19 protein-coding genes and 1 tRNA gene are annotated in these 24,053 nt (G+C 43.6%); 10 read left to right on the top strand and 10 right to left on the bottom strand.

All coding sequences use genetic code 11. The annotated features are described in order from the left end of the window. Positions 1-22: 22 nt before the first annotated feature. The 3 genes from GV030_RS06420 to GV030_RS06410 form a co-directional block, all read right to left on the bottom strand. Entirely contained in the window at positions 23-907 is an 885-nt protein-coding gene (locus tag GV030_RS06420) for an AraC family transcriptional regulator (protein ID WP_159580931.1), read from the bottom strand. Between the two features lie 10 nt (positions 908-917). Then, positions 918-1,337 (bottom strand): nuclear transport factor 2 family protein, encoded by a 420-nt coding sequence (locus tag GV030_RS06415; RefSeq protein WP_159580929.1) that lies wholly within the window; start codon positions 1,335-1,337, stop codon positions 918-920. A gap of 72 nt (positions 1,338-1,409) precedes the next feature. Beyond that, a complete protein-coding gene (locus GV030_RS06410; protein ID WP_159580927.1) occupies positions 1,410-1,955 on the bottom strand; it encodes a carboxymuconolactone decarboxylase family protein in 546 nt (181 codons plus the stop codon). Positions 1,956-2,187: 232 nt separating this feature from the next. On the opposite strand from GV030_RS06410, the gene GV030_RS06405 reads away from it, so the two are divergent. The 3 genes from GV030_RS06405 to GV030_RS06395 all read left to right on the top strand — a co-directional run bounded on the left by GV030_RS06405 (position 2,188) and on the right by GV030_RS06395 (position 4,703). Further along, a complete protein-coding gene (locus GV030_RS06405; protein WP_159580925.1) occupies positions 2,188-2,574 on the top strand; it encodes a nuclear transport factor 2 family protein in 387 nt (128 codons plus the stop codon). 67 nt (positions 2,575-2,641) lie between these two features. Beyond that, positions 2,642-4,129 (top strand): alpha/beta hydrolase, encoded by a 1,488-nt coding sequence (locus GV030_RS06400; RefSeq protein ID WP_159580923.1) that lies wholly within the window; start codon positions 2,642-2,644, stop codon positions 4,127-4,129. 97 nt (positions 4,130-4,226) lie between these two features. Then, entirely contained in the window at positions 4,227-4,703 is a 477-nt protein-coding gene (locus GV030_RS06395; protein ID WP_159580921.1) for a DUF3291 domain-containing protein, read from the top strand. A 96-nt stretch (positions 4,704-4,799) separates the two neighbouring features. Here GV030_RS06395 and GV030_RS06390 read toward each other — a convergent pair whose 3' ends face one another. The 3 genes from GV030_RS06390 to GV030_RS06380 all read right to left on the bottom strand — a co-directional run bounded on the left by GV030_RS06390 (position 4,800) and on the right by GV030_RS06380 (position 6,989). Beyond that, positions 4,800-5,225, bottom strand: coding sequence for a two-component system response regulator (locus GV030_RS06390; RefSeq protein ID WP_159580919.1), 426 nt, complete (start codon positions 5,223-5,225; stop codon positions 4,800-4,802). After that, the gene (locus GV030_RS06385) at positions 5,225-6,697 is read right to left on the bottom strand and encodes an ATP-binding protein (protein ID WP_159580917.1); all 1,473 of its coding nucleotides are present in this window, start codon (positions 6,695-6,697) and stop codon (positions 5,225-5,227) included. Before GV030_RS06385 ends, GV030_RS06390 begins: the two co-directional genes overlap by 1 nt. 219 nt (positions 6,698-6,916) lie before the next feature. After that, a tRNA-Met gene (locus GV030_RS06380) sits at positions 6,917-6,989 on the bottom strand. 119 nt (positions 6,990-7,108) lie between these two features. Here GV030_RS06380 and GV030_RS21585 point away from each other — a divergent pair. Further along, positions 7,109-7,237, top strand: coding sequence for a hypothetical protein (locus GV030_RS21585; RefSeq protein WP_255465170.1), 129 nt, complete (start codon positions 7,109-7,111; stop codon positions 7,235-7,237). 2 nt (positions 7,238-7,239) lie between these two features. Here the strand turns inward: GV030_RS21585 and GV030_RS06375 are convergent, their stop codons facing one another. From GV030_RS06375 to GV030_RS06360, 4 genes are read right to left on the bottom strand one after another with little or no spacing between them, the layout of a single operon-like run. Next, positions 7,240-7,773 carry a hypothetical protein gene (locus GV030_RS06375; protein ID WP_159580915.1) on the bottom strand — a complete coding sequence of 178 codons (534 nt, stop codon included), beginning with the start codon at positions 7,771-7,773 and terminating at the stop codon, positions 7,240-7,242. A gap of 2 nt (positions 7,774-7,775) precedes the next feature. Next, positions 7,776-9,074 (bottom strand): TolC family protein, encoded by a 1,299-nt coding sequence (locus GV030_RS06370; RefSeq protein ID WP_159580913.1) that lies wholly within the window; start codon positions 9,072-9,074, stop codon positions 7,776-7,778. After that, positions 9,071-12,130: an efflux RND transporter permease subunit gene (locus GV030_RS06365; protein WP_159580911.1), complete on the bottom strand. Its 3,060-nt coding sequence runs from the start codon at positions 12,128-12,130 to the stop codon at positions 9,071-9,073. Before GV030_RS06365 ends, GV030_RS06370 begins: the two co-directional genes overlap by 4 nt. A gap of 2 nt (positions 12,131-12,132) precedes the next feature. Beyond that, positions 12,133-13,197 carry an efflux RND transporter periplasmic adaptor subunit gene (locus GV030_RS06360; RefSeq protein ID WP_159580909.1) on the bottom strand — a complete coding sequence of 355 codons (1,065 nt, stop codon included), beginning with the start codon at positions 13,195-13,197 and terminating at the stop codon, positions 12,133-12,135. 383 nt (positions 13,198-13,580) lie between these two features. Here GV030_RS06360 and GV030_RS06355 point away from each other — a divergent pair, with 383 nt between their 5' ends. From GV030_RS06355 to GV030_RS06330, 6 genes are all read left to right on the top strand, one after another. Continuing rightward, positions 13,581-14,303, top strand: a complete 723-nt coding sequence (locus tag GV030_RS06355; RefSeq protein ID WP_159580907.1) for a GntR family transcriptional regulator — start codon at positions 13,581-13,583, stop codon at positions 14,301-14,303. Further along, a complete protein-coding gene (locus tag GV030_RS06350) occupies positions 14,303-15,220 on the top strand; it encodes an ROK family protein (protein WP_370519055.1) in 918 nt (305 codons plus the stop codon). Before GV030_RS06355 ends, GV030_RS06350 begins: the two co-directional genes overlap by 1 nt. Beyond that, positions 15,220-16,362: a sugar MFS transporter gene (locus GV030_RS06345; protein ID WP_159580903.1), complete on the top strand. Its 1,143-nt coding sequence runs from the start codon at positions 15,220-15,222 to the stop codon at positions 16,360-16,362. The genes GV030_RS06350 and GV030_RS06345 overlap by 1 nt, the downstream gene beginning before the upstream one ends. A gap of 5 nt (positions 16,363-16,367) precedes the next feature. After that, the gene (locus tag GV030_RS06340; protein WP_159580901.1) at positions 16,368-18,716 is read left to right on the top strand and encodes a GH92 family glycosyl hydrolase; all 2,349 of its coding nucleotides are present in this window, start codon (positions 16,368-16,370) and stop codon (positions 18,714-18,716) included. A gap of 159 nt (positions 18,717-18,875) precedes the next feature. Then, positions 18,876-20,999 carry a LamG-like jellyroll fold domain-containing protein gene (locus tag GV030_RS06335; RefSeq protein WP_159580899.1) on the top strand — a complete coding sequence of 708 codons (2,124 nt, stop codon included), beginning with the start codon at positions 18,876-18,878 and terminating at the stop codon, positions 20,997-20,999. Between the two features lie 12 nt (positions 21,000-21,011). Then, positions 21,012-24,047 carry a TonB-dependent receptor gene (locus GV030_RS06330; RefSeq protein WP_221413291.1) on the top strand — a complete coding sequence of 1,012 codons (3,036 nt, stop codon included), beginning with the start codon at positions 21,012-21,014 and terminating at the stop codon, positions 24,045-24,047. Positions 24,048-24,053: the final 6 nt, after the last annotated feature.

The raw sequence follows: 24,053 nt of genomic DNA, 5'->3' as shown, positions 1-24,053 counted from the left end.
TTACTCCTTTCTTCGTTTGCCACTACAAGGAGGAAGCTTTATCAAAACCGATTGTTTCTCTGTATAGTTGAGGAGATACTTCAGTGTTTTTTTTGAAGAACCTGCTAAAGTAGTATTCATCGTTATAGCCTAGTTCGTAGGCGATTTCTTTGATGTTCTTATTGGTTAAATACAATTCTCTTTTGGCTTCAATTATAATGCGCTCGGAGATCAAATCAGTTAAAGTCTTGTGGTAATGTACCTTGGTTAATTTGGTTAACGCTTTCGGTGTAATGGAGAGCATATCTGCATAGTCACTGGCGGTATGCTTTGTTTTATAGTGAGTTTCAATATAATTTTTTAGGTTTTGGAGGATAAAAGGCTCTTCATTTTCTGCAGTCACCTTTTGAGCGTCGGCCTGCTGTTCTGTTTTGAGTCTGGATGCTGTGATTAGGAATATTTTGAGATATGAAACCAATAATTCGTACTGAGCCAAAGCTGGTTTTTGTAATTCTATTTGAATTTGGCTGATGATCATTTCAAGATTTCCCTCTGTTCCTTTATCAATACTGATCAACGGAGGGTCGTAAATGTTATTGAATAATACGCCGTGGCACGCAACTTCCTTGTGATGCTTATGGATGCAGAAAAAATCGGGATGAAAATTGATAACCAAACCGCTTATGGGTTCAGTGGCTTTGAGCATAAAAGGTTCGTATGGTGAAAATGAGAGCAAGGAGTTTTGGCTGAATGGATACTCAGAAAAATTGGCTCTTAGTTTCCCATTTCCTTTTTTCACCCAAATCAATGAATAATAGCCCGGCCTCTGAATATGATCAAATGGATTGTTCCTTTCGAAAGTGTAAAGCTTGAAAGCCAGATTTCCTGTTTGAGGATTGATGAGGGTTAAATTGTTTTGTTTTTCCACGGTATCAATATTATGTCAGCCTTCTGGCACTTTCGTCAATCTTTAAGTCATTGATGCTAGCAAAACGTTTTTGCATGAGTCCATTCTCATCAAACTCCCAGAGCTCATTACCATATGCTCTATACCACTGATTAGTTTCATCCTGATACTCATATTCAAATTGCACTGCGATCCTGTTTTCCCTGAATCCCCAAAGTTCCTTTTTTAGTTTATAACTTCTTTCTTGCTGCCATTTCTTTGTTAAAAATTCGACAATCTCTTCACGACCATTGATAAATTGGGTTCTGTTTCTCCATTCGGAATTTTGTGTATAAGCTTTTGAAACGTTTATCGGGTTTTTGGAATTCCAGGCATCTTCGGCTTTTTGCACCTTTTCGAGTGCAGTTTCCATGGTAAAGGGTGGAAGTGGGTATCTTTTTTCTTGATTCATTTCAGAATAATTTAAGGTAAAATTCAAAAGAGGGAATGCAATCTTGCCACATTCCCTCCTTGAGCTGTTGATTTATATACTTTCGGCTACCGGAAAATCTACAGGAACCTTGGTGAGGTTGTGTAGGTAATTCATTGCCGTCTTGTCACTTATCTGAAGGATCAAATCAACAAGGTTTTCTTTGGTATAGCCTTGGGAGAAAAAGTCCTCGATGTTGCTATTACTTGCATTACCCCTGTTTTGAGTAATGTCTGCGGCCAGTTTCACCAAAGCATTGAGTTTTGGATTTTCATTTTGTCCCTTTCGGATGTCAAGTAATTGATTGTCATCAAACCCATTCATCTTTCCTAGTACAAGGTGAGCACTTTGGCAATAGATACACCCATTTACCTGGCTGACCACAAGGTTTACGGCTTCCTTTTCTTTGTTTGATAAGGATGTTTTGGCATTTTGATAGTCCAAATACCTTTTGAGACCATGATCTGAATAGGCTATGGTCGCGTAGAGGTTCGGGACAAAACCCAATGCGCCATTTAGTTTGTCAAAAATCTCCTGATTGGTTGGAGATACTTCACTTTTGGTAGGGACATTAAAGTCCACAACAGTTACATTTTCCATTTTCTTGGTTTTTTTGTTCTGGTCATTATCGACAAGACAAAATTGGGGAGTGCGTTACTTGGATAAAATGGACAAATCCCGTCAATGGATGGATGATTTTCACCAGGTGGATTAAAGCAATAATCCGTTTAGCGTATTGAGGTTCTAAACCAAGTATAAATGGACCAACCACCGAGGTGAGTTGCGGAAAACCTCTGATTTTACTAAGTTCATTTGAGTAAATCCGGAAGAGATGAAATTGAATATCAGAACCAGTTGTGAAAATGCGCCCAAGAAGGAGCTGATTAAAGACCTCACCGTATTATTTGCGGCCTATGATATTTCACAGGCCATGCAGTACCTGGAGGACGACGTTATTTGGACTTTGGTGGGGGATGAGCCCATCATCGGCAAGGAGCCATTTGCAGCGGCACTTATGGAAATGGCGCACAATAAGGCGACCGAGCTCACCATTCACAGCATTGTCACCCATGGCAAGGAAGCTGCCATCAATGGAGAGATAGTGATGGGTGACGGGAATGTTTTTGGATTTGCGGATTTCTACGAATTCACCAGTGCCAAGGGCTCTAAAGTGCGCTCCATCACGTCTTATGTGGTGCAGAAAGTCAAGTCTGAGTGATGCCTCTGAGCAAGCAAACGTCAAGGTGAAAGGCTATGCCGTATGGCGTAAATCATTATCTTTTCGCATGCAAAAATCATTAGCCCTACTCACCCTGTTTCTGATCCACCAATTTTCCTTTGCGCAGACCAGCGCGGAAGCCATCAAGGATCAGTATTTCGCAGAGCAGCAAGTGTTTGCCCGGCAAATAATCAAGGATATCTATTCCGATTTCGCTTCATTCAATGCTGTCGACCCGATTCGTTTTAGTGCCACCATTGATTCGCTGGAGGGCATCTTTTATGCCCACTTGAATAAATACAGCAATCAGTTGGATGCTGCGGTCATTCGAGATGAAAACGTAGGGATTCAGTATTTTTTCGATAAGTTCTTATTGGAGTATCCTTATCATCATCAGGACTATACAGGGGAGCAGGTTTCTCTTCCCGCCGAGAAGCAATCAAGGATAACCGGGCATGCTGCCGACTTAAATAATCCGGATTTACTCTCCAACAGAGATTTTCGAGCGTATGTGCAGGCGGTACTCACCATAGATGCCAACGAAGCGATAGCCACTGGAGCCTACGACCAAAGCGATAATCAGCAGTTGGAAGCTGTTTGGGCTTGTATTAACAGGCGCTTCTCTGATTCAGCGGTCAGAGATTATTGGCGAGCGGAATATCTAATGAATCACATGGATAACTATGGAGTCAAAAACATCAGCCCCATCTATGATGAGTTTGTAGCCACTTGTAGCCAGGAAGAAGCCATAAGGAAAGTGAAGGCGGCTTACGAGAAATATGAGCACGCAAGGGCAGCGCATCTCATCGAGATTTATAAGAAAGTGGATGGGTATGAGTTGGAAATGCACTTGTTTCTTCCGGATTCACAGAAATTCACCGGTCAGCGGCCAACCATCCTCTACTTTCATGGTGGTAGCTGGTCAGAGGGAAAGCCAGACTGGTTTTTTGGAGAAGGTGAGGAATTCGCCAAACGGGGTTGGGTGGCTGCAGCCATCGAGTATAGGATAAAAGGACGACATGGTACATTGCCTTTTGAGGCCGTGAAAGATGCTAAGTCTGCGGTGCGTTGGCTCCGGGAAAATGCTGTGAAATACAAAATCAATCCGGACGAAATTGTGGCAACGGGAAATTCAGCCGGAGGGCATTTGGCTCTAGCGACCGTCCTGGCAGAAAGCTGGAATGAAGAGTCTGATGACCTTAATTTCAGCGCGAAACCCAATGCATTAATGGTTGTTTCCGGGGTTTTTGATTTGACTGTGGACAATTCAAAATGGATCGTAAAGACCTTGAATGACAAAGAGCTGGTGAAGGAGATTTCTCCGAATCACCTGATCAAAGACGGTTTGCCACCCATGCTGATTATTCATGGCGAGAATGACGGAAATTGTCTTTACTCAACAGCTGAATACTTCGTGACAGCATCCGAGAGGCTGAACAATGAAGTGACGTTCCGCACCATAGAGGGTGCGGGTCATTTTATCTGGTTTGGAAGATATGGAGGCAAGGTTGCGGCCATCCAGAGTGAATACCTGAATGCCTTAGGTTTCGACTGAAAGTACGTTAACTTAACGTGCCAAATACACCCGGGCAATGGCCCGAGTGTCCCTTTTGACGCTGCAATCCTTCTAAAAAACATCTTCTCTACTAAGCATGAGCAATAATCAATATCACCTGGCCCAATTTAATATTATCAAACTCAAGGATCATCTGGCTTCTCCGGTTGTAAAGGAATTCAGTGATTTTCTGGCGCCAGTGAATCAGCTGGCTGAGGAGAGCCCGGGTTTCGTGTGGAGGCTAAAGGATGATCTGGGCGAAAGTGCGGCTAATATAGAAACGCCCTATGAAGATGAATTGATATTTGTGAATATGTCTGTGTGGCAAGATTACGAATACCTGAAGGCGTACACCTATCAGACAGTGCACAGCTATTTTTTGAAAAGCCGAAAAAAATGGTCTCTTGAAATTGAAGGACACAGAGCAGTGATGTGGTATGTCAATGAGGGGCATGTCCCTTCTTTAGCAGAAGCCAAAGGAAAACTGGACTTGCTTAATGAATCTGGTTCTTCCAGGTTAGCATTTAGTATGACTGATGTTTATCATTCCGATGGGGCCAGGCTGAAAAAGTAAGCTGGGTCGGTAGAAAACTCTTCAGAAATGAACCTGAGGCTTGGTGTTAGACACTCATCCACTTCACTGTTTTGGGAAGGAGCTTCTGATGTTAACTTATCGAGAAGCTTTTTGTTGAAAATCGAATCTGGTCGGGAAATGATCTACCAAAATCTGCTTCAGACTAGCTTCATCAAGGTACTTAGATTGAAAGCCCCCAACTATGTCATATGTTTCGGCTAATACACGATCATCCGGATTTAAGGAGGAGGAGAGCATGATCACCACGATCTTTTTCTCAAAAGTGTCTTTTATTTTTTTGAGCTCGTTCAAAAACTCCCAACCATTCATTTTGGGCATATTGATATCAAGAAAAATGAGCTCCGGAGTGAACTTTGCTTTTTTGAGTATTTCCAATGCCATTTCTCCATTTCTGGCTACTTCCACATATTCCACCCATGTTGATCGGAGAATGGTTCTTTTTTGAAGGAAATTGCAATCTTTATCATCGTCAATGAGAAGGACGCACTTCAGTTTTTTCATTAGGTTTTTATTGTAAAATAGAATGAGCTTCCAATTCCAACTTCTGATTGGGCCCATATTTTTCCATGGTGAAGTTCGACAATTTTTTTGCAATTGGCTAGACCCAGACCGTATCCTTCAAATTCCTCATTTTCATGAAGTCTTCTAAAGATAGAAAAAATTTTACCTAAATCTTTTTCAGGGATTCCAATCCCGTTATCATTTATTTCAAAGAGATAGCCCTCTCCGGTTTCCATTTTTTGAGATTTGATATGGATGACCGGCGTGATCTTCTTCTTTCGAAACTTAATGGCGTTGAGGATGATGTTTTGAAAAAGTTGGTGCATTTCCATTTCGTAGCCGTCTATAACAGGTAGCGGATCAGTGATGATTCTTGCATCCTGTTTTTCGATGGTAGCACTTAGGTCCTTGATTACATCTTTTACTACTTCGTTGCAATCTACCGTTTCGCGTTGTTTCTTTTGGCTGAGCCTGGCGTATTCCAGCAGGCCCGTGATGAGTTTGTCCATTCGGTCGGCTGATTGGCTGATGGAGTTAAGGTATTCTTTAGCTTCATCGGTCAGGGAATGACCAAAATCTTCGTCAAATGCTTTGATGTAATTGATGATCGTCAATAAGGGGTGTCTGAGGTCATGAGAAGCGATATAGGCAAATTGCTCCATTTCCGTGCTTTTGGCTTCTAATATCGAAGCATTTCTCAATAGCTCTTCATTCTTCAGGTTTTCGGTCACATCCTGGCATGTTCCTACCATTTCTATGACTTCATCATTGTCATTGGTGAAAATTTGACCCACCAAATGGATGGTTTTCACCCTGCCATCCCTGAGTAAGATCTTGTGAAAAAAATGATGAAATTTTTTGTCTGCGATAGAGGTTTGAACCCGCTCAGTGACATACTCTATGTCATCAGGGTGAACGTAGCTAAAGTAAGTATCATATTTGAGCCCTCCTTCCTCATTTCTGCCAAAGACTTTGTATAGATTATCCGACCATATGACGTCATTGGTTCGAAGATCCCATTGCCAATGACCCATTCCCACGATCTCTTCCGCAAAATTCAGGAGGTGGTTCTTCCTGATCAATTCATTCTCAATGTTCACTTTCCGACTTTCATCACTTATGACCGCAGCCACCAATCCCCCAAATTCAATTGGTAGGGTGGTTAATTTTACTTTCACCGGAAATTCTTGGCCATCAATGTGATTGCCATGAAGAACTGTGTTTTTCAATTGGCTGAGAGGTTGGTCACGGATGTCACTTACCAGATTGTCTATTTGACTCTTACCAAACTTAGGGGGAATAAGGGTCTCAAGCGTCTGTCCTACAAGGCCATTTGGATCATGGCCAAAGAGTTCCCTCACCTGATGGTTGGCGTAGTGAATTTCACCTTTATCATCTATGACGACCGTGGCACAGGGAAAAGATTCCAACATGGAAAGGTGATGATGGCTGACACTTTTGATATTGTTCATAGTAGTTTTTCTGAGCCCTGAGATGAGAGGTAGGACGTTATGCTGTTCCGAAGTTGTTAGGAGTAGTACAAAACTAGCGAATTGGCAATATGATGACAGATGTACTCGGTTATTGGGATAGTGTACCCGTTGACTTGGGGAATACGCGCGTTGAGTCCTCAGGGAATAGAGTCAAAAAGGCACAAAAAAAGCCTCAGAAATGAATCTGAGGCTTTGTAGTAGCGGGAACAGGACTCGAACCTGTGACCTTCGGGTTATGAGCCCGACGAGCTACCAACTGCTCCATCCCGCGATGTGGACTGCAAAAGTAGTACAGTCTTTTAGATTTGCAAAGCCTTCTGCTTAATTATTTGAAAACTTTATCTTTTGTGCTCTTAAAACATCCTGGTGCTGTAAATCGTTTCAATAGGGATGAAAATACAACTTACCCCTGAATACCTTAAGCTGGTTTCGGCTGCCGCCGATAGGGTGGGCCTCACTGTTAATGAATACATCGCCAAAGTAATCATCGAACACTTCGAACGGCGAAAATCGGGCTGATTTCATTCAAATTTTATCAGGTTGGCAGTGGATTTAGCGAACTGGTAGGCATGAAAAAAGGCGTAACCCGACCGGCTATCTGATTTCTCAGCAAGTTGCCACTGTGAGTTCGCTGCGAAGGTGGTGCCCCTGCTGTCTTCGGCATAGGCTTGTCCTTTTACTTCACCACCCTCTTTGTAGAGGGTTCTTATTGTGGCTTTGCCCTTGAAGAGTTCCACCTCGCTTGGCTCCAGCCGTACCTCCATTTTATATTGGGTGTTTTGTCCGATAAAGGTGGGGGATGTGCTAAAAGTAAGCTTGTCCCGGTCAGAGGATTGAAGGTCAATGTTTTGGTCTTTCAACTGCTCCAGCATCCTGTTCATCAGCTGTGAAGCAGGCAGGAACGAATAGGCAATGATAATTTGACTGCTGTCGGGGACATTATCCAGCTCAGAGGCTTGCAATGCGGTCTTGTTGGTGGTGATTTCATACCAACTTTTTGTTGTCTGGCAAGTGCTACATAAACCAATCAGCAGTAGAATGATTAATCTTTTCATGGTTAATTGATGATTTGACCACTCAATCTTTTGAGTTCAATTTCGGCGATTTTGGCCGAGTTAAGTGCTTCCAGGTGTCTGATCTGGGCATTCACAGCATTGTTTTGTGCTTCTCTGATCTCGAGTGGGTTGGATTTACCAATGCGGTATCGCTCCAGGGCGATTTCCACGTTTTCCTTGGCCACTTCCAGGTTCTGCTCTTCCAGCGCCACGAGGGTGAGTGAATTTTTCAAAGTCAGAAATCCTGACCTAATGGCGGTAAGGAGCTGCATTTTGGCTTGTTCAAAAGCAGTCATGGCGTACTCACTTTGGATCCTGGAGTTTTGTATGGCCCTTTGCTGGTTGAGCCCATCAAAGAGGGTCATGGTAGCAGAGAGGCCATAGTTGACACCATTGGTTCTGTTGCTTTGCAGGAAACCCGCTTCGGCCTTCAGGTTGGAATAGTTGTAGCCCAGGTTAAAGTCAAGTGAGGGATACAGCTCCCGCTCTCGCTCCCGCGTGGTGAGCATGGCTACTTCCCGCTGACTTTGGAGGTACTGCAGATCCGGGTTTTGCTGCAAGGCGGTCTCTTCCAGCTCAGGAAGAGCTAGCAGCCCATTCAGCTCATAGTTGTACTGAAGTGACAGACTATCCGATGTATCCAGTCCCAGCAGTTGGAGAAGTGCCAGTTTACTTCGGGCGATGACTTCCTGCTGGCGCACCAGAGCAGACTGGTCAGTATTGTAGTCCACCTGAGCTTGCAGGTATTCCAGTTTGCTGGCCTTGCCCACTTCATATTTCTCCTTACTGATACCCACCCGCTCCTCGGAGAGGGCCAGAGTACTTTGGAGTAGCGCCAGTCGTTCCTGCTCCAACGCCGTGTTGTAAAAGGCCTTCATTACATCGGATAGCACGTTCTGCACCTGTGCCCTGAAGGCGTATTCGTTGGTTTTTTGAATTTCCTCCAGACGTTCTTTTGTGGCAAACATCTTCAGTCCATCAAAAAGGGTCCAGGCCATATTGACACCAGCATTGTAATTGGTGGTTTTGGCCGCTGTGCGGGACTGTGTATCTCCGGAGAAAAACTGTTGCTCAGTGTTCTGAATACTTTGCCGGGCTTCCCCACTCAGGTCGATGGTGGGGAGCATGCCTGCATTCCCCATGGTATTATCGTTTTCCGCTAATACTACCTGATACGATTCCAGGATCAGGTCAAAATTTTTCTCCAGGGCGATAGATACGGCAGTTTCTTCATCCATTACCAGATGCGGATCCTGAATAAATGAAATCATACCGATCAGAATGAAAAGTCCTTTTATCATACTCTGCTTAGTCTTTTTTGCTTGCTGGTAAGGAATGAGTAAATGGCCGGTATCACAAATAAGCTCAGAAAGGTGGCGATAATCATGCCCCCAATCACGGCTATCCCCATGGAAACACGACTTTCCGCTCCGGCACCTAGCGCCAGGGCTATAGGGAGGATACCCAGTATGGTGGATAAGCTGGTCATCAGGATGGGCCTGAATCGCATTTTTGCTGCCCCTTTGATTGACTCCATAATGGAATAGTCCTGTGCTTTACGCTGGTTGGCAAATTCCACTATCAGAATTCCGTTTTTGGTGATGAGTCCGATCAGCATGATCATCCCGATTTGAGAGAAAATATTGAGTGATTCGTTGAAATACCAAAGACTGAGCAGCGCGCCTGACAGAGCCAATGGCACCGTAAACATGATGATCAGCGGATCGCGGAAACTCTCAAACTGGGCTGCCAACACCAGGTATATCAATATCAGCGCCAGAGCAAATGCAAAATAGAGGTTGCTTGCGCTTTGCTGGAACTCCAGAGACGTTCCCGAAAGGGCTGTTTGGAAACGATCATCCAACACCTCCTCGGCAATCAGGTCCATTTCTTTCAATCCCTCACCCAGAGAAACCCCTTCGGCGAGTTTGGCTGATACAGTGGCTGAAGTGAATCGGTTGTAATGAAAGAGCTGAGGAGGAGTGGAGCGTTCCTCCAGGGTGACCAGATTATCCAACTGCACCAGCTCCCCGTTGCTAGCCTTTACATAGATCGATCTTAAGTCCAGAGGTTCATTTCGGTTACTCTTTTCCAGCTGACCGATTACGTAGTATTGCTTTCCATTCATGATGAAATAGCCGAATCGATTCCCACTCAGACTCAGTTGAAGCGTCTGGGCAATGTCTTTCACTGAAACGCCCATCGTCTGAGCCTTTTCACGATCTATCCGTACTCCAATCTCAGGCTTGTTGAATTTCAGGTTCAAATCCACAAAACTGAAATGGGGATTGGCCGAGGCTTTTGCTAAAAAAGCAGGGAGCACCTCTTTGAGCTGATCCAGGTTTCTGGCCTGGATGACAAAGCTCACCGGCATGCCACCAAAGCTCCGTCCAATGGATTCGGGTTCATTGATAAAAGCCCGTGCTTTTGTGTTTTTAGCCACCTCTGGCTGTACGTCCATAACGATCTCATGCTGTGTGCGCTTTCTATTTTTGGCGTCTTCCAGTTTCATGATAATGAAAGCCGAGTTGACCGACCCGGATGATGTGAAACCCGGTGAAGTAATGGTAATGATGGATTTTGCTTCGGGTACCTTCTCTGAAAGTACAGAGGTCATTTCTGTAGCATAGGCATCCATGTATTCGAAAGTGGCTCCTTCCGGACCAGTAGCGAATATTCTAAACTGTCCCCGATCTTCCAGTGGTGAGAGCTCTGAAGGCAGAGTGAGTGCAAAAATGTAGATAAGCACTCCTGATATGATGATGATCAGTCCTGACAACCACCTGTTGTCCATGAAGGAGTCAAGGGCATTGTTGTACCCATTATTCATCCAGATAAAAAAGGGTTCGGTTTTGCGATAAAACCACTGCTTTCGCTCCCTTTTCTTGAGCATTTTACTGGAAAGCATCGGGGTAAGCGTGAGTGCCACAAAAGAAGAAATGACCACTGCCACAGCTACGGTGATGCCAAACTCTCTGAAAAGACGTCCTGTGAGGCCCTGAAGAAACACGATGGGGAAGAATACGGAGGTCAGTGCCACAGTGGTAGATATGACCGCAAAGAAAATCTCTTTGGTCCCTTTCTTACCTGCTTCTTCGGGCTCCATGCCATCCTCTATCTTGCTGTAGATGTTTTCCAGTACCACAATGGCATCATCCACCACCAGCCCGATAGCCAGTACAATACCGAGTAGCGTGAGGACATTGATGGAAAAATCCAGGGCGTACATGGTGAAGAAGGACCCAATCAGGGCAATAGGCACCGTGATCACGGGGATAAACGTGGTACGCCAGTCTCTTAAAAAGGCAAAGATGATCAGCACTACCAGTCCGAAGGCTACAAAAATGGTTTGCTGTACCTCCGCTATGGATTCTTTGATGTACTGCGTATTGTCAAAGGCTATTTCCGTGGAAATGTCCTCTGGCAAGTTTTTCTGAAGGCCTTCAAGACGCTTGTAGAACTCAGCAGCGATTTCCAGGTTGTTGGAGCCGGGCTGTGGTACGATGGCATTGAGCACCAGCGGGATACCATTGTTCCTCAGTGCTGTTCGTTCATTTTCAGGGAAAAACTCGGCTCTGCCAATATCTCTGAATCGCACAATGTCATTGTCAGACTCCTTTAAAATCAGGTCATTGAATTCCTCAGGGGAGGATAATCGTCCGAAAGTCCGCACGGTAAGTTCTGTGGCCGATCCTTCGATTCGTCCGGAGGGGAGTTCGATGTTTTGGTCACCCACAGAGTTCAGAATATCCAGAGGGGTAAGGCGATAGGCAGCCAGCTTATCAGGGTCCATCCAGAGCCGGATGGAATATTTCTTTTCACCCCAGATTCTGACTTCACTTACACCAGGTATGGTCTGAAAAGTTTCTTTGAAAATGTTGTCTGCTATTTCTGTCATTTCCAACAGGTTGCGCTTCTCGCTGAATATCCTGAGGGCAATGATTGGGCTGGAATCGGCATCTGCTTTGGTCACAATAGGCGGATCTGCATCCGGGGGGAGGTTTCTGATGGCCCGGGATACTTTGTCGCGCACGTCGTTGGCGGCTGCTTCCAGGTCTACTTCCAGATTAAACTCGACGGTGATGGTACTGCGACCATCCGCGCTGATCGAGGAGAGGGTTTTGATGCCATCTATTCCATTGATCGATTCTTCCAGAGGCTCTGTGATCTGGGTTTCGATGACATCTGCACTGGCCCCGGTGTAGCTGGTAGAAACCGTGATAACCGGGGGATCCACACTCGGGTATTCCCGTACGCCCAGAAAGTTGAATCCAATGACACCAAACAAAATGATGATCACTGACATCACGATGGCTAATACAGGGCGTTCTATACTGATGTTAGAGATGCTGGCCATGGCTATTTGATGTTGAGGTTTACTTCCATCCCCTGACCGATCTGAAGAATCCCGCTGGAGATTACGGTGTCTCCTTCATTGAGGCCACTTATAATCTGCAACCTGTTTTCCGTACGGATACCAGAGGTCACCTGCTTTGAGTTGACCACACCTTCACGGTACAAATAGACCTTTTTTCCATTGAGTTCAGGAATTACCGCTTCTGAGGGCACCAGCAGGGCATCCTCAATGACCTCCAGCGTCAAGCTGATCCGGGCAAACTGTCCCGGAAAAAGCTTCCCACCCGTGTTATCAGCTTTTGCTCTCAAGCGAATACTCCTGGTCTGTGGGTCTATCTGTGGCTCAATGGCATAGATGGTACCCCCAAAGCTTTGATCATATGCATCCACCGTGAAGTCTATCCGGTCTCCCACATTGACCACTCCAATGTACTTGCTGGGGATGGTGAATTCCAGTTTGATTGGGTTGATTTTGTAAAGTTCAGCTACACGCGTCCCGGGGTTGAGGTAACCGCCTTCGGAGATACTTCGAAGGCCTACCGTCCCATCAAAGGGTGCCCGGATATAATGCTTTTCAAGCCTGGCCTGTAAAACCTTAATCTCTGACCTTACCGTGTTGAGGGTGGTGAGGGCAGTTTCATATTCTTCACTACTGATGGCTTCCTTTTCCAATAGTTGACGCTGACGAAACTCGTTGTCTTCATTCAGTTTTACTGTAAATCGAAGCTTTTCTATCTCTGCGAGAATCTCCTCGTCATTTAGTTTGAGCAGGAGTTCACCCTTTTTCACTTTTTGCCCCTCCGTGAAGGAGATGGCTTCTATTTTGCCCGCTACTTCCGCATTCAAAGTCACTGACTCATCTGCCAGCAGGCTCCCGGTGGTATTTACCTGGTTTTTGAGTTGCTCTTTCTTTAGAATAACGGCATCTACGGTGATCTGGGGGCCACTTGCAGCTTGCACAGCTTTGTTAGCTTTATCACCACCCTTTGGGATTTTCGGATAGGCAATCAAGCCAAGTATGACCAGGGCAATGATGATGTACAGCAGCCTTTTGATGTTTTTGTTCATGGAATTAGTGTTGTCTGCGGGTTCTCTCCCTTTTACTGATCAGAATCTGATTCATAAAGGTAGTGGACAAAGGTCGAAATTCAGCTCATAAGGAGGATGAGAGGTACTCAATTGGCTTAAGCGGTTTCGGTATCGTAGATCGCACCGAGACTGGAAAAGGTAAGCCAGGATATGAAGAAACTGAAGGGAATACTAGGGGATCAGAGATTGTCCAAAGCTTCTAGTCAATAAGTTGAATCAGTATTAATTAATACCTCATTATTTTGTTGGTTTTGTATCTATCTGAATGAATTGTTACGATATGTGTAAATATGAATAGTGAAATTGGTGTATTCTTGAACTATTCATTATGTTTGAACAAATAAACATATTAGATTATTTAATTGGATTTAAAAGTAGATCATAGCAGTCCTGTACCTCTTCACCTACAAGTGGAGAAATTATTGAGAGATCTGATTGATCATCCCAATTATACCAATGGTGCATTCTTGCCAAAGGAGGTTGAGTTATCTAAACTTTTAGGAGTTTCTAGAAATACAGTGCGACAAGCCACCAACAAACTCGAGTATGAAGGTTTAATATTTCGGAAGAAGGGAGTGGGAACAAAAGTCGCTAAAAGAGAAATAAGTACCAACCTGGGGGAGTGGCATAGCTTCACTCAGGAGATGAGTTCAAAGGGAATACCCTTTAGGAACCTTGAACTGGAAGTTGAGTGGGTCGTTGTTTCAGAGAGAATTAGTAATTTTCTGAATGTTGATCCGGGATTTAAGGTTCTGAAACTTTCCAGACTTAAAGGCACAGAAGAACCTCTTGTTTATTTTGAAAGTTATTTCCAGCCCCGTATAGGTCTAACAGGTAATGAAGATTTCAGTAAGCCACTATACGATATTCTTGAGCGGGATTATCATTCCATACCAGCTATTTCGAAAGAGAATATTAAGGCTGGTTTAGCGGGAAGTAAGGCGAAGAAGTTGAAGATAGGGGAAAATGACCCCATCCTCATTAGAGAGCGATATGTGTCAGATCCAGGAAATAGACCATTGGAGTACAATATTGGTTACTATCGGTCAGACATGTTTACCTACACAATAGAAATCAGACGATAATGATGTATAGCATAGGAGTAGATATAGGAGGTAGTCACATAACCTCTGGAATGTTTGAACATATGAACAAACAATTAATGAAAAATACTATTGTTACACTTCCGGTTGACAATGGAGCTTCTAAATCAGAAATATTATCTCAATGGACTGAAGCGATTCAGCGGACCATGTCGATCAGCGGAGTAGCTCATGTAGAAGGTATTGGTTTGGCAGTACCAGGGCCGTTTGACTATTACAATGGAATCTGTTTAATCAAGGGTGTGCAGAAGTTTGACTCACTGTATGAGGTAAACATAAGAGAAGAACTTTCCTCGCGGTTAAATCTACCAGGCGATAAAATTCGGTTTATCAATGACGCAGCTTCGTTTTCAATCGGAGAAGCAAAATTTGGAGAAGCGTCCACTTTTAGGAGATGTGTCGCTATAACGTTGGGGACTGGTTTCGGTTCTTGCTTTTTGATTGATGGACAGCCTATTGTCAATGGGCCTAACGTTCCAGAGCAAGGTGTCTTGTATGATAAATACTTTGACGGACATATGGCCGACGATCTGTTTTCTACCAGGGGTCTGATCAATTCATTTAATCAACTGACAGGCAAGAAAGTTGATTCTGTACTGGATATATATCAAATGGCTAAAGAAAACACAACTGCATATGAGGTGTTCCAAGATTTCGGCTCAGAACTAGGGAAGTTCCTGAAACCTCACCTTTCTCTATTTAATGCCGAAGTGTTGATTCTCGGTGGGAACATCTCTAAGGCCTTTGAATATTTTGGGGATAAACTTCAGGAGCAATTACCTGAAATTAAAATAACTGTATCGAAACTCAATGAAAATGCTGCCCTAATCGGAGGGGTAAGCCTTTTCGAGAAGGGCTATTATTCCGAGTTATCAACTACGCTCAAACTGATGAACTAATGAGAGGTCAATCAATCAAATTAATAGCACCTGTCCTTTTATCCTATATCGTTATGGGTTTTGTAGACATTGTCGGTGTTTCTACAGGTTATGCTCAGCGAGATTTTAGCCTGACACCGGACATGGCTCAGTTGATCCCATCCATGGTATTCGTTTGGTTTTTTGTTCTGTCGATCCCGGTTGGAGTATTGCAGAGCCGATTAGGCAAGAAAAGAATCTTGATAACAGGTGTTTTCCTAACCTCCTTGGGAATGTTTGTGCCATTTATCCATTATTCTTACCCTACGCTTTTGCTATCATTTTTATTTCTCGGTGTTGGAAATACAGTAATTCAAGTTGCTTCTAATCCACTACTAAAAGATGCTGTCCCGGAGAGTAAATTCTCCAGCTTTATGAGTTTATCACAATTCATCAAAGCAATCAGTTCATTGATTGGGCCTCTCATTGTGACCATAATGGTGACGAGGTTTGGTGACTGGAAGCATGTTTTCCTTGTTTATGGTGCAGTCTCCATTATCTCTGGCACATGGTTGATAATGGTGAATATTGAAGAGGCCCAAACCACACAAAAAGCTTCTTTCAGTTCAAGTCTCAAGCTCCTTCGGAACCCATTGGTCCTGTCAATGGTGGTGTCCATCTTTCTAATCGTAGGTCTGGATGTGGGTATGAACACCAACATTCAAAACCTACTGGTTCAAAAGTTTGGTTTGACCCTTGAGAAGGCATCTCTCGGTATAAGTGTTTACTTTTTTGCGCTGATGGTCAGTAGGTTCTTCGGGGCAATTTTACTGGCTAAAGTAAAGAACTTCTCATTCCTAGTTTGGTCAGCTTTGCTTTCGTGCTTATTCATCATTTTATTAATGGTTTCGCCATCATCCAGTCTGGCTATTGTGTCAATTGCATTGATTGGTCTGGTTTCTGGCAATCTCTTTCCACTCGTATTTTCACTAACGATCAACAAGCTTCCAGAGCGGTCAAATGAAATATCAGCCTTAATGATAATGGCTGTGGTTGGTGGAGCTGTAATACCTCCGGTCATGGGGCTCGTCAATAAAATGTTGGGGGCTTCTTTAAGCTTTGTAGTGCTTCTGATCTGTGCGCTATACGTTTTTGGTTCTTCATTTATTTTAAAAAAACACTAGTACTCATGAAAAATATTTTATACTTATTTCTGGTTGTTGTGGCTTTCTCTTGCAATGTTCCGCAATCAGCTCCTACTCAAGAAGCTAAAGCGTCCGTTCTGGATTATGTAGATCCAAATATTGGGACAGCTCACAGTCGATGGTTTTTTTATACGCCAGCAGCCGTTCCTTTTGGGATGGCCAAGCTAGGCCCATCTACTGATGGTAGCTATGGTAATGAACAAGGATGGGAAGCTGTAGGGTATGATTCACGTCATGAGAGTATTGAAGGATTTGCGAACCTTCATGAGTTTCAGGTGGGAGGACTATTGTTTACCGCCATGACCGGTGATCTAAGGACCATCCCAGGTACTTTGGATGATCCTGATGGTGGATATCGTTCCAGGTTTGATAAGAAGGATGAAGAGGCTTCACCTGGTTACTACAGGGTGTTGCTCAAAGACTATGGTGTAACAGCAGAGCTTACCGCCACCAAAAGGGTAGGTTATCAAAAATATACCTTTCCTCAATCCAGGGATTCATATATTCTTCTGGATATTGGTAACCAGCTAGGAGAAAGTGGTAAGGTGAAGGATGCGATGGTGCGCTATGTAGGAGATGGACAAGTAGAAGGCTGGGTGATTACTTACCCTGAGTATGTGAAGAAATATCAGGCTGGAGGTGAAGTCAGAATGTATTTTTCAGGGGTTCTGGATCGAAACCCTGACGCTATTGGTACATTTAGAAACGAAGAGGCTTATGAAGGTGAAGCGAGTATTTCAGGAAAAGGAGCAGGCATATACTTTAAGTATGCTACAGAGGAAGATGAGTCCATTGGAATTAAAGCAGGTTTTTCATTCACATCCATTGAAAATGCCAGGGAAAATTTAGATGCAGAAGCAGCGGATCTGACATTTGAGGATGCGCTGCTTGCTGCTCAGGAAGTTTGGGCAGAAGAACTGAATAAAATAAAGGTTTCTGGTTCGAACGAAGAGGATAAAACCAAATTTTACACTGGTTTGTACCATGCTCTATTAGGTCGAGGACTTGCAAGTGATGTAGATGGTAGCTTTCCACAGAATGATGGATCTATTGGGAGTATCCCATTGAAAGAGTCTGGTGAGCCAGCGTTTAACTTTTATAATACAGATGCGGTCTGGGGTGCATACTGGAACCTGACACAGCTATGGGCTTTGGCATGGCCAGAATACTACAATGACTTTGTGCAAACGCACCTCGCTGTTTATAAAAACTCAGGCTGGTTGGGTGATGGTATCGCCAATTCGAAATTTGTCTCAGGGGTTGGTACCAACTTCGTAAGTCTGATTATCGCATCGGCCTATCAGTGTGGTATTCGGGACTATGATGTGGAACTGGCTTTCGAGGCGGCGTACAAAAACGAAGTGGCCTATCAGAACCGAATAGAGGGTGCTGGTAAGACCGATTTGGAAGGTTTTGTTAAAAATGGGTACGTCGCTTATGTACCTGGCTGGAATACCACCTCAGAAGGTTCAGGTTTTTCCGTTTCGCATTCACTGGAGTATGCTTACAGTGCATATTCAGTTGCGCAGTTTGCTAAAGCACTCGGTAAGGATGACGAATATGAAGAGTTAATGGCTCTGGCAGATAAATGGAAGAACTTTTATGATGATGAGATTGATTTTGTGCGGCCTATCATGCCTTCCGGTGAGTTCATTGAGGATTTTGACACCTTCGCGCCATGGATAGGTTTCCAGGAAGGAAACGCCTGGCAGTATACCTTCTATGTGCCGCATGATCCCGAAGCACTCATTTCCAGAATGGGTGAAAGGAAATTCGTAGATCGGCTGGATTCCATCTTTACCGTTTCAGAAAAGACAAAGTTCGGAGGAGAAGAAATAGATGCTTTTGCAGGCCTGACGTACCTCTACAATCAGGGTAACCAACCGAATCTACATATCCCGTGGTTGTTTAATTACACTGATCATCCGTGGTTGACGCAAAAATGGGTCCGACGGATCTGTGATGAGTTTTATGGAACAGGGCCTGTGCATGGTTATGGCTATGGTCAGGATGAAGATCAGGGTCAGTTAGGTGCCTGGTATGTCATGGCTGCCATGGGACTGTTTGATGTGAAAGGTTTGATTGAGACAGAACCAACATTCCAGTTTGGAAGCCCAATTTTTGACAAAATCGAAATTCAGACAGGTGCTTCCAACGAACTAACTATAGAAGCAAGTAATAACAGCAAGGACAATATGTACATCCAGTCCATTAACATTGACGGATCACTATTTACGGAAAGCCAAATTCCTTATGAACGATTGAAAAATGGAGCTCATATTATCATTGAGATGGGAAGTAGTCCTCAGAAGGAGCTTTATGATGGGAATTAGAATAAGGCAATACGGAGATCTCTATGGGGCTACGTATTGCAATAATCGCAATTCAGGATATTGATTTGTAAAAAATATTTATTACATTTGATATGTCTGAACATTTGGACTTAATAACTAAAATGGAGAATAATTAGCATCAATTAAACTAAAACCTATATGAGACATACCTACTTACTTTTACTCTTTTGCACCATAGCTATTTCGGCTTTAGGCCAGAATGGAGCAGTCAAATTGAATGCAAGCAACACTGATAGTTATGTTGATGCAGGTTATAATGACGATTATCTCACTGAAGGAAGTTACACCTATCAGGCATGGATTTATCTGGAAGCTGCCAATACTAATGGCTACATTATGGCTACTGAGGATGATCAAAAAGGATTTTCGTTTCGGATGTCAACAAATGACGCTGTAGAGTTTGTTCACGGTATTCCTGGATGGCATACCATTAACAGTGGAGAAGTTACAGTTCCTTTGAAAACATGGACACACGTGGCGGCTACCTATGATGGTACCGACCTGGTACTTTTGATGAATGGAGATTCGGTCACATCCAATCAACCAGCTGAGCCAATGATTACCTCAACCCAGAATCTGATTATAGGAGAGGGTGCTACATGGAAGGAAAGACGATTTACAGGTATTATTGACAATGTGCAGATATGGTCTGAAGCTCGCTCAGAGACGGCCATCAAAGAAAGTTTGTTTGAAGAACCAGCCGGTACAGAGACGGGTTTAATCGCTGCGTGGTTGTTTAATGAAGTATCTGGAAGCACAGCTTCAAGTGCTGGTGGTGCCTATGCAGCAACTTTAGGCAACTCAGTTACCCGAGTATCTTTAAAGGAGGACTTTTCATTAGTTTTTGATAAAAGCCAGACGCCAAGTTTGGTGGACTTTGGTGTGAATGCATCTTTATCTCCTGCTGCTCCTTTCACTATTGAAGCGATGGTGTGCCCATTTGAAAATAACAACGGATATATCGTTTCAGGTGAAAATGGAACAGATGGGCCAAATGGTATCACTTTAAGAATGGCCGGTACATACGGTGTTGACTTTTATTTTGGAGGGAGTGGAAACTGGAATCTGATCAACTCAGGAGACAATGCCCTGGATTCTGGAAAGTGGTCTCATGTGGTGGGTACTTATGCCGAGGATACGCTGAGACTATACATTAATGGTTCTGAAATGGCCAAAGCATATAACACCAATGCAGTAGGAGTCTCTACAACTGCTTTTACAGTTGGTGAAGGTTCTGAATACAGAGATCGTGGGTTTACTGGAAAAATTGACAATGTAAGGTTATGGAATACCGCAATTAAGTCGGGTGAAGTCTTGCTGCTTAAGGATACGATTATCGAAGAAGCATCTGATGATTTAATCGCTGCATGGGCTTTCAATGAGGGGGCTGGAAATACAACAACTGACGTAGCACAGGTATACACCGGTACTTTGAGCAACGTAACCTGGGTTCAGAATGGTTATTATGTTACACAATCGACCGATACCGAAAACCAGGCTCCTCAGGCCAGTGCGACTGTTGATATTGAGGATGGGGTTATTGGTCAGACATTTACTTTTGATGCGTCAGGTTCTTCTGACAGAGATGGAGATCCTCTGACTTACACTTGGGATTTTGGTGACGGCAATAGTGAATCTGGTGAGTCAGTTAGTCATGCTTATGATACCGAAGGTGAGTATGAGGTAGTATTGATGGTTTCAGATGGAGAGGCCAGTAGTACGGCTAGTTTGTCTGTTTCTGTTTCTGTTAACCAGAATCCAATAGCCGCTTTTACCTCTTCAGCCACGTCTGGATTTTTGGTACTCACAGTTGATTTTGACGCTTCAACTACTGTTGATCCTGAAGGACACGAACTTTCATATGACTGGGATTTTGGCGATGGAAATACGGGAGAAGGTGTGCAGGTCACTCATAGTTTTGAGCAAGTTGGGACATTTGACGTAGTACTTACGGTATCTGATAGCTATGGAGGTTCAGCAACGGAAAGTACCACTGTGGGGGTGTTGGAAGAGCAGGTAACCTTATCTACTGATTCTCAAGTAGGTCTTCAGGTCTATCCCAATCCGGTAAATAATTTTGTGAAAATAGAAGGACTGGAAGGAGCCTTTACATACAGTATCATCGGAATGGACGGTAGGGTATATCTCAGTCAAGATACACAACAAACATCCCTAAATATATCACACCTTCCAAAAGGGATGTACTTGATTGAGATCTCTAATGATAAGGTCAATATTTCACAAAAAGTCCTAAAACAATAAACTCAAATACAGATGATGAAGAATTATACAAAATTTTTATCACTATGCCTTTTGGCTTTGTTGAGCACTGGATTGTTTGCTCAAGAGCGGGTGATCAAAGGTACAGTCACAAGTGAAGATGGGCCATTAATTGGGGCCTCTGTAGTTGAGAAAGGCACGTCTAATGGTACAATCACCGATATAGACGGTAATTTCCAACTTTTACTAGCCGGTGAAAACACCAAGACAATCGTGGCGTCGTTTGTTGGTTTTCAATCGCGAGAGGTTACACTGTCCAGCGCTCAAACACAGATAGAAGTCATGCTGGAAGTTGATTACGCTTCACTTGAAGAAGTTGTAGTTGTTGGCTATGGAACCAAGAAAAAAGTAAACTTAACTGGCTCCATAAGTCAGGTTGATGAGCAGGCATTTAAAGGGAAATCTGTAACTAATTCTTACCAGGCCTTGCAGGGTGAAGCTCCCGGGCTGATCATACAGCAAGGAACTTCAGAGCCGGGCTCAGTACCTCAAATCAATATCAGAGGGTTGAGTACGATCAATGGAAACACACCACTGATAGTGGTAGACGGAGTAATCAGTTCGCTAAATAATGTTAACCCGAATAATATTGAAAGTGTAAGTGTACTAAAAGATGCAGCTTCAGCAGCAATCTATGGGTCAAGGGCTGCTAATGGAGTGATTTTAGTTACCACAAAATCAGGAGAACCGGGGAAACCTAAGTTCACTTACAGCACAATGATGGGGATCCAGCAGCCGACTAATTTTCCTAAGGCTGCTGATTCATGGGAGTACGCCACGCTCCGGAATGAAGCTTTGGTCAACTCTGGGCTATCACCAGCTTTCACACCTGAGCAGATTTTAGGATTTAAGGAAAATGGCCCGAACACATTTCATTACAGAGAGATTTTTAAAGACCAGGCAGCGCAAAGCAGCCATAATTTATCCATGAGTGGAGCTGATAATGGCCTTAACTATTTTATGTCTTTGGGTTACCTGGACCAGAATAGTTTGTTCAAGGGTCCAGATTATGGCTATAAGAGATACAACTTTCGAATTAACCTATCAAAGGAGATCAGTGATAAGTTGAAGGTGTCAGGTCGCATGTCTTTTGCCAGAAACGACATTAAGGATCATGCATGGTGGACCGAGTGGTTGATAGAGCCGACAGTTCGAATACCAACTATTTATGACATAGTAGACGAGAATGGAGATTATACCCTGGTAAGTGGTAGTAATGGTAACAGTTTAGCCAGACTGGAACAAGGTGGTTCCAGGACTAGTCAAAATGATGAAGCATTGGGAAATGTTAGCCTGGAATATAAACCAATAGATGGGTTGACATTGCGAGGTGTATTAGGTGGTAATATTACGAGCAACCAAACCCACCAGTTCCGAAAGGCGATAACGTACGCTTACCCTGGAGGTGGTGATAATCAAAACTCCGTAACGGATCAGTACAGTAGATCACTCTATTTGAATCCGTATGTTACTGCCAATTATCAACTGGAGTTATTTGATAATCACGAGTTTGAGGTTTTGATTGGTGCTTCATCTGAAAGTTTCAAGACGCAATTTTTTGGAGTGACGGGCTTAGATGTACCTGGGAATGAATTTGGAGTCATCGGAAATACATCGGAGATTCTTCAGAGCGAAACATACGGATCGGCAAATGACTGGGCTATTAATTCATTCTTTGGGCGGGTAGGGTATACCATTTCAGACAAGTACTTGTTTGAAGCCAATCTGAGATATGATGGGGCGTCCAGGTTCTCTGATGAGAATAGGTGGGGTACGTTTCCTTCCTTTTCCTTAGGTTGGGTGGCTAGCAATGAGGCTTTCTTCCAACCACTCACGTCAGTTATATCATTTGCCAAGATACGTGCCTCATGGGGCAAGTTGGGTAACCAGGACATCAACGACCTTTATGGCTACCAAAGTCTAGTAAGTGCTTCTCCAAATATTTATGCTTTTGGAAATGTGGGGGTACCCGGATCTTTTTATTCCGTATCCAATGCTTCCAGAACCTGGGAGACATCTACCATGAAAAATATTGGATTGGATCTTTCCTTTATGAAAGATCAGTTGAATTTGTCCGTGGATGTGTTTGACAACCTTACAGAAGATATCCTATTGCAACTGCCTGTACCAGATATTTATGGATTGGGGCAACCCTTTCAAAATGCAGGTTCAGTAAGAAATCGTGGATGGGAAGTTGCTCTTGATTACCGTTTCAGAAGTGGCTCATTCAATCACTCATTTAATGTGAACGTATCTGATAACCTGAATGAAGTCGTTGACCTAAAAGGAAGAGAGTTTATTTCTGGTGGTGATGTTCAGACCATCCTCAGAGAAGGGTATCCGATGTATTCTTACTATGCCCTAATGTCTGATGGCTTTTTTAACTCCACAGAGGAGATCGATGCAAGTGCTACACCCATCTTTGCCACAAGTGTGAAGCCTGGAGATATTAAGTATGTAGACAGAAATGGTGATGATGAAATCAACTATGAAGATGACCGGTTCATTGTGGGTAACCCATTTCCGCGATACAATTTTGGTTTCACATATAGAGCTGAGTGGAATGGACTTGATTTCAGCCTGTTTCTACAGGGGTTAGGTAAGAGATCTCAGTGGGTAAGGGGTGAAATTGTAGAGGCTTTTCACAATAGCAACGAAGGTCCTGTTTTTAAGCAACATCTGGATAGGTGGACACCTGTGAATACGGATGCTTCTTATCCAAGATTAACCATTGGTTCTGAATCAGTCAACAATGCAGCCCGGTCAGATTTTTGGATTTTTGATGCTAAGTATCTACGCATCAAAAATGTACAGATTGGATATACGCTACCGGAAACGTGGACCGGTAAAATTGGAATGTCGAATGCCAGATTTTATGTGTCAGGGTTCAACTTATTGACATTCAGTCCATTTGATATTGGCCTAGATCCAGAGGTCAATGGCAGCCTTAGCGGAGCAGGAGCACCTTATAGTGGTCGAGTGTATCCGGTAAGCCGAGTCATCTCAGCAGGGTTAGATATTAATTTTTAAACAAAC

It is taken from the genome of Marinoscillum sp. 108 (assembly GCF_902506655.1).
Lineage (GTDB): Bacteria > Bacteroidota > Bacteroidia > Cytophagales > Cyclobacteriaceae > Marinoscillum > Marinoscillum luteum.
Note: the sequence above shows the minus strand (reverse complement) of the source record. Positions and strands in the feature narration are given on the sequence as shown.

Bases quoted from the DNA above. Each gene is read 5' to 3' on its own strand.
- GV030_RS06415 (WP_159580929.1), bottom strand. From the start codon at position 1,337: ATGAATCAAGAAAAAAGATACCCACTTCCACCCTTTACCATGGAAACT.
- GV030_RS06400 (WP_159580923.1), top strand. From the start codon at position 2,642: ATGCAAAAATCATTAGCCCTACTCACCCTGTTTCTGATCCACCAATTT.
- GV030_RS06345 (WP_159580903.1), top strand. From the start codon at position 15,220: ATGAGAGGTCAATCAATCAAATTAATAGCACCTGTCCTTTTATCCTAT.
- GV030_RS06360 (WP_159580909.1), bottom strand. From the start codon at position 13,197: ATGAACAAAAACATCAAAAGGCTGCTGTACATCATCATTGCCCTGGTC.
- GV030_RS06375 (WP_159580915.1), bottom strand. From the start codon at position 7,773: ATGAAAAGATTAATCATTCTACTGCTGATTGGTTTATGTAGCACTTGC.
- GV030_RS06385 (WP_159580917.1), bottom strand. From the start codon at position 6,697: ATGAACAATATCAAAAGTGTCAGCCATCATCACCTTTCCATGTTGGAA.
- GV030_RS06410 (WP_159580927.1), bottom strand. From the start codon at position 1,955: ATGGAAAATGTAACTGTTGTGGACTTTAATGTCCCTACCAAAAGTGAA.
- GV030_RS06330 (WP_221413291.1), top strand. From the start codon at position 21,012: ATGATGAAGAATTATACAAAATTTTTATCACTATGCCTTTTGGCTTTG.
- GV030_RS06390 (WP_159580919.1), bottom strand. From the start codon at position 5,225: ATGAAAAAACTGAAGTGCGTCCTTCTCATTGACGATGATAAAGATTGC.
- GV030_RS06340 (WP_159580901.1), top strand. From the start codon at position 16,368: ATGAAAAATATTTTATACTTATTTCTGGTTGTTGTGGCTTTCTCTTGC.
- GV030_RS06335 (WP_159580899.1), top strand. From the start codon at position 18,876: ATGAGACATACCTACTTACTTTTACTCTTTTGCACCATAGCTATTTCG.
- GV030_RS06350 (WP_370519055.1), top strand. From the start codon at position 14,303: ATGATGTATAGCATAGGAGTAGATATAGGAGGTAGTCACATAACCTCT.
- GV030_RS06405 (WP_159580925.1), top strand. From the start codon at position 2,188: ATGAAATTGAATATCAGAACCAGTTGTGAAAATGCGCCCAAGAAGGAG.
- GV030_RS06365 (WP_159580911.1), bottom strand. From the start codon at position 12,130: ATGGCCAGCATCTCTAACATCAGTATAGAACGCCCTGTATTAGCCATC.
- GV030_RS21585 (WP_255465170.1), top strand. From the start codon at position 7,109: ATGAAAATACAACTTACCCCTGAATACCTTAAGCTGGTTTCGGCTGCC.
- GV030_RS06395 (WP_159580921.1), top strand. From the start codon at position 4,227: ATGAGCAATAATCAATATCACCTGGCCCAATTTAATATTATCAAACTC.
- GV030_RS06370 (WP_159580913.1), bottom strand. From the start codon at position 9,074: ATGATAAAAGGACTTTTCATTCTGATCGGTATGATTTCATTTATTCAG.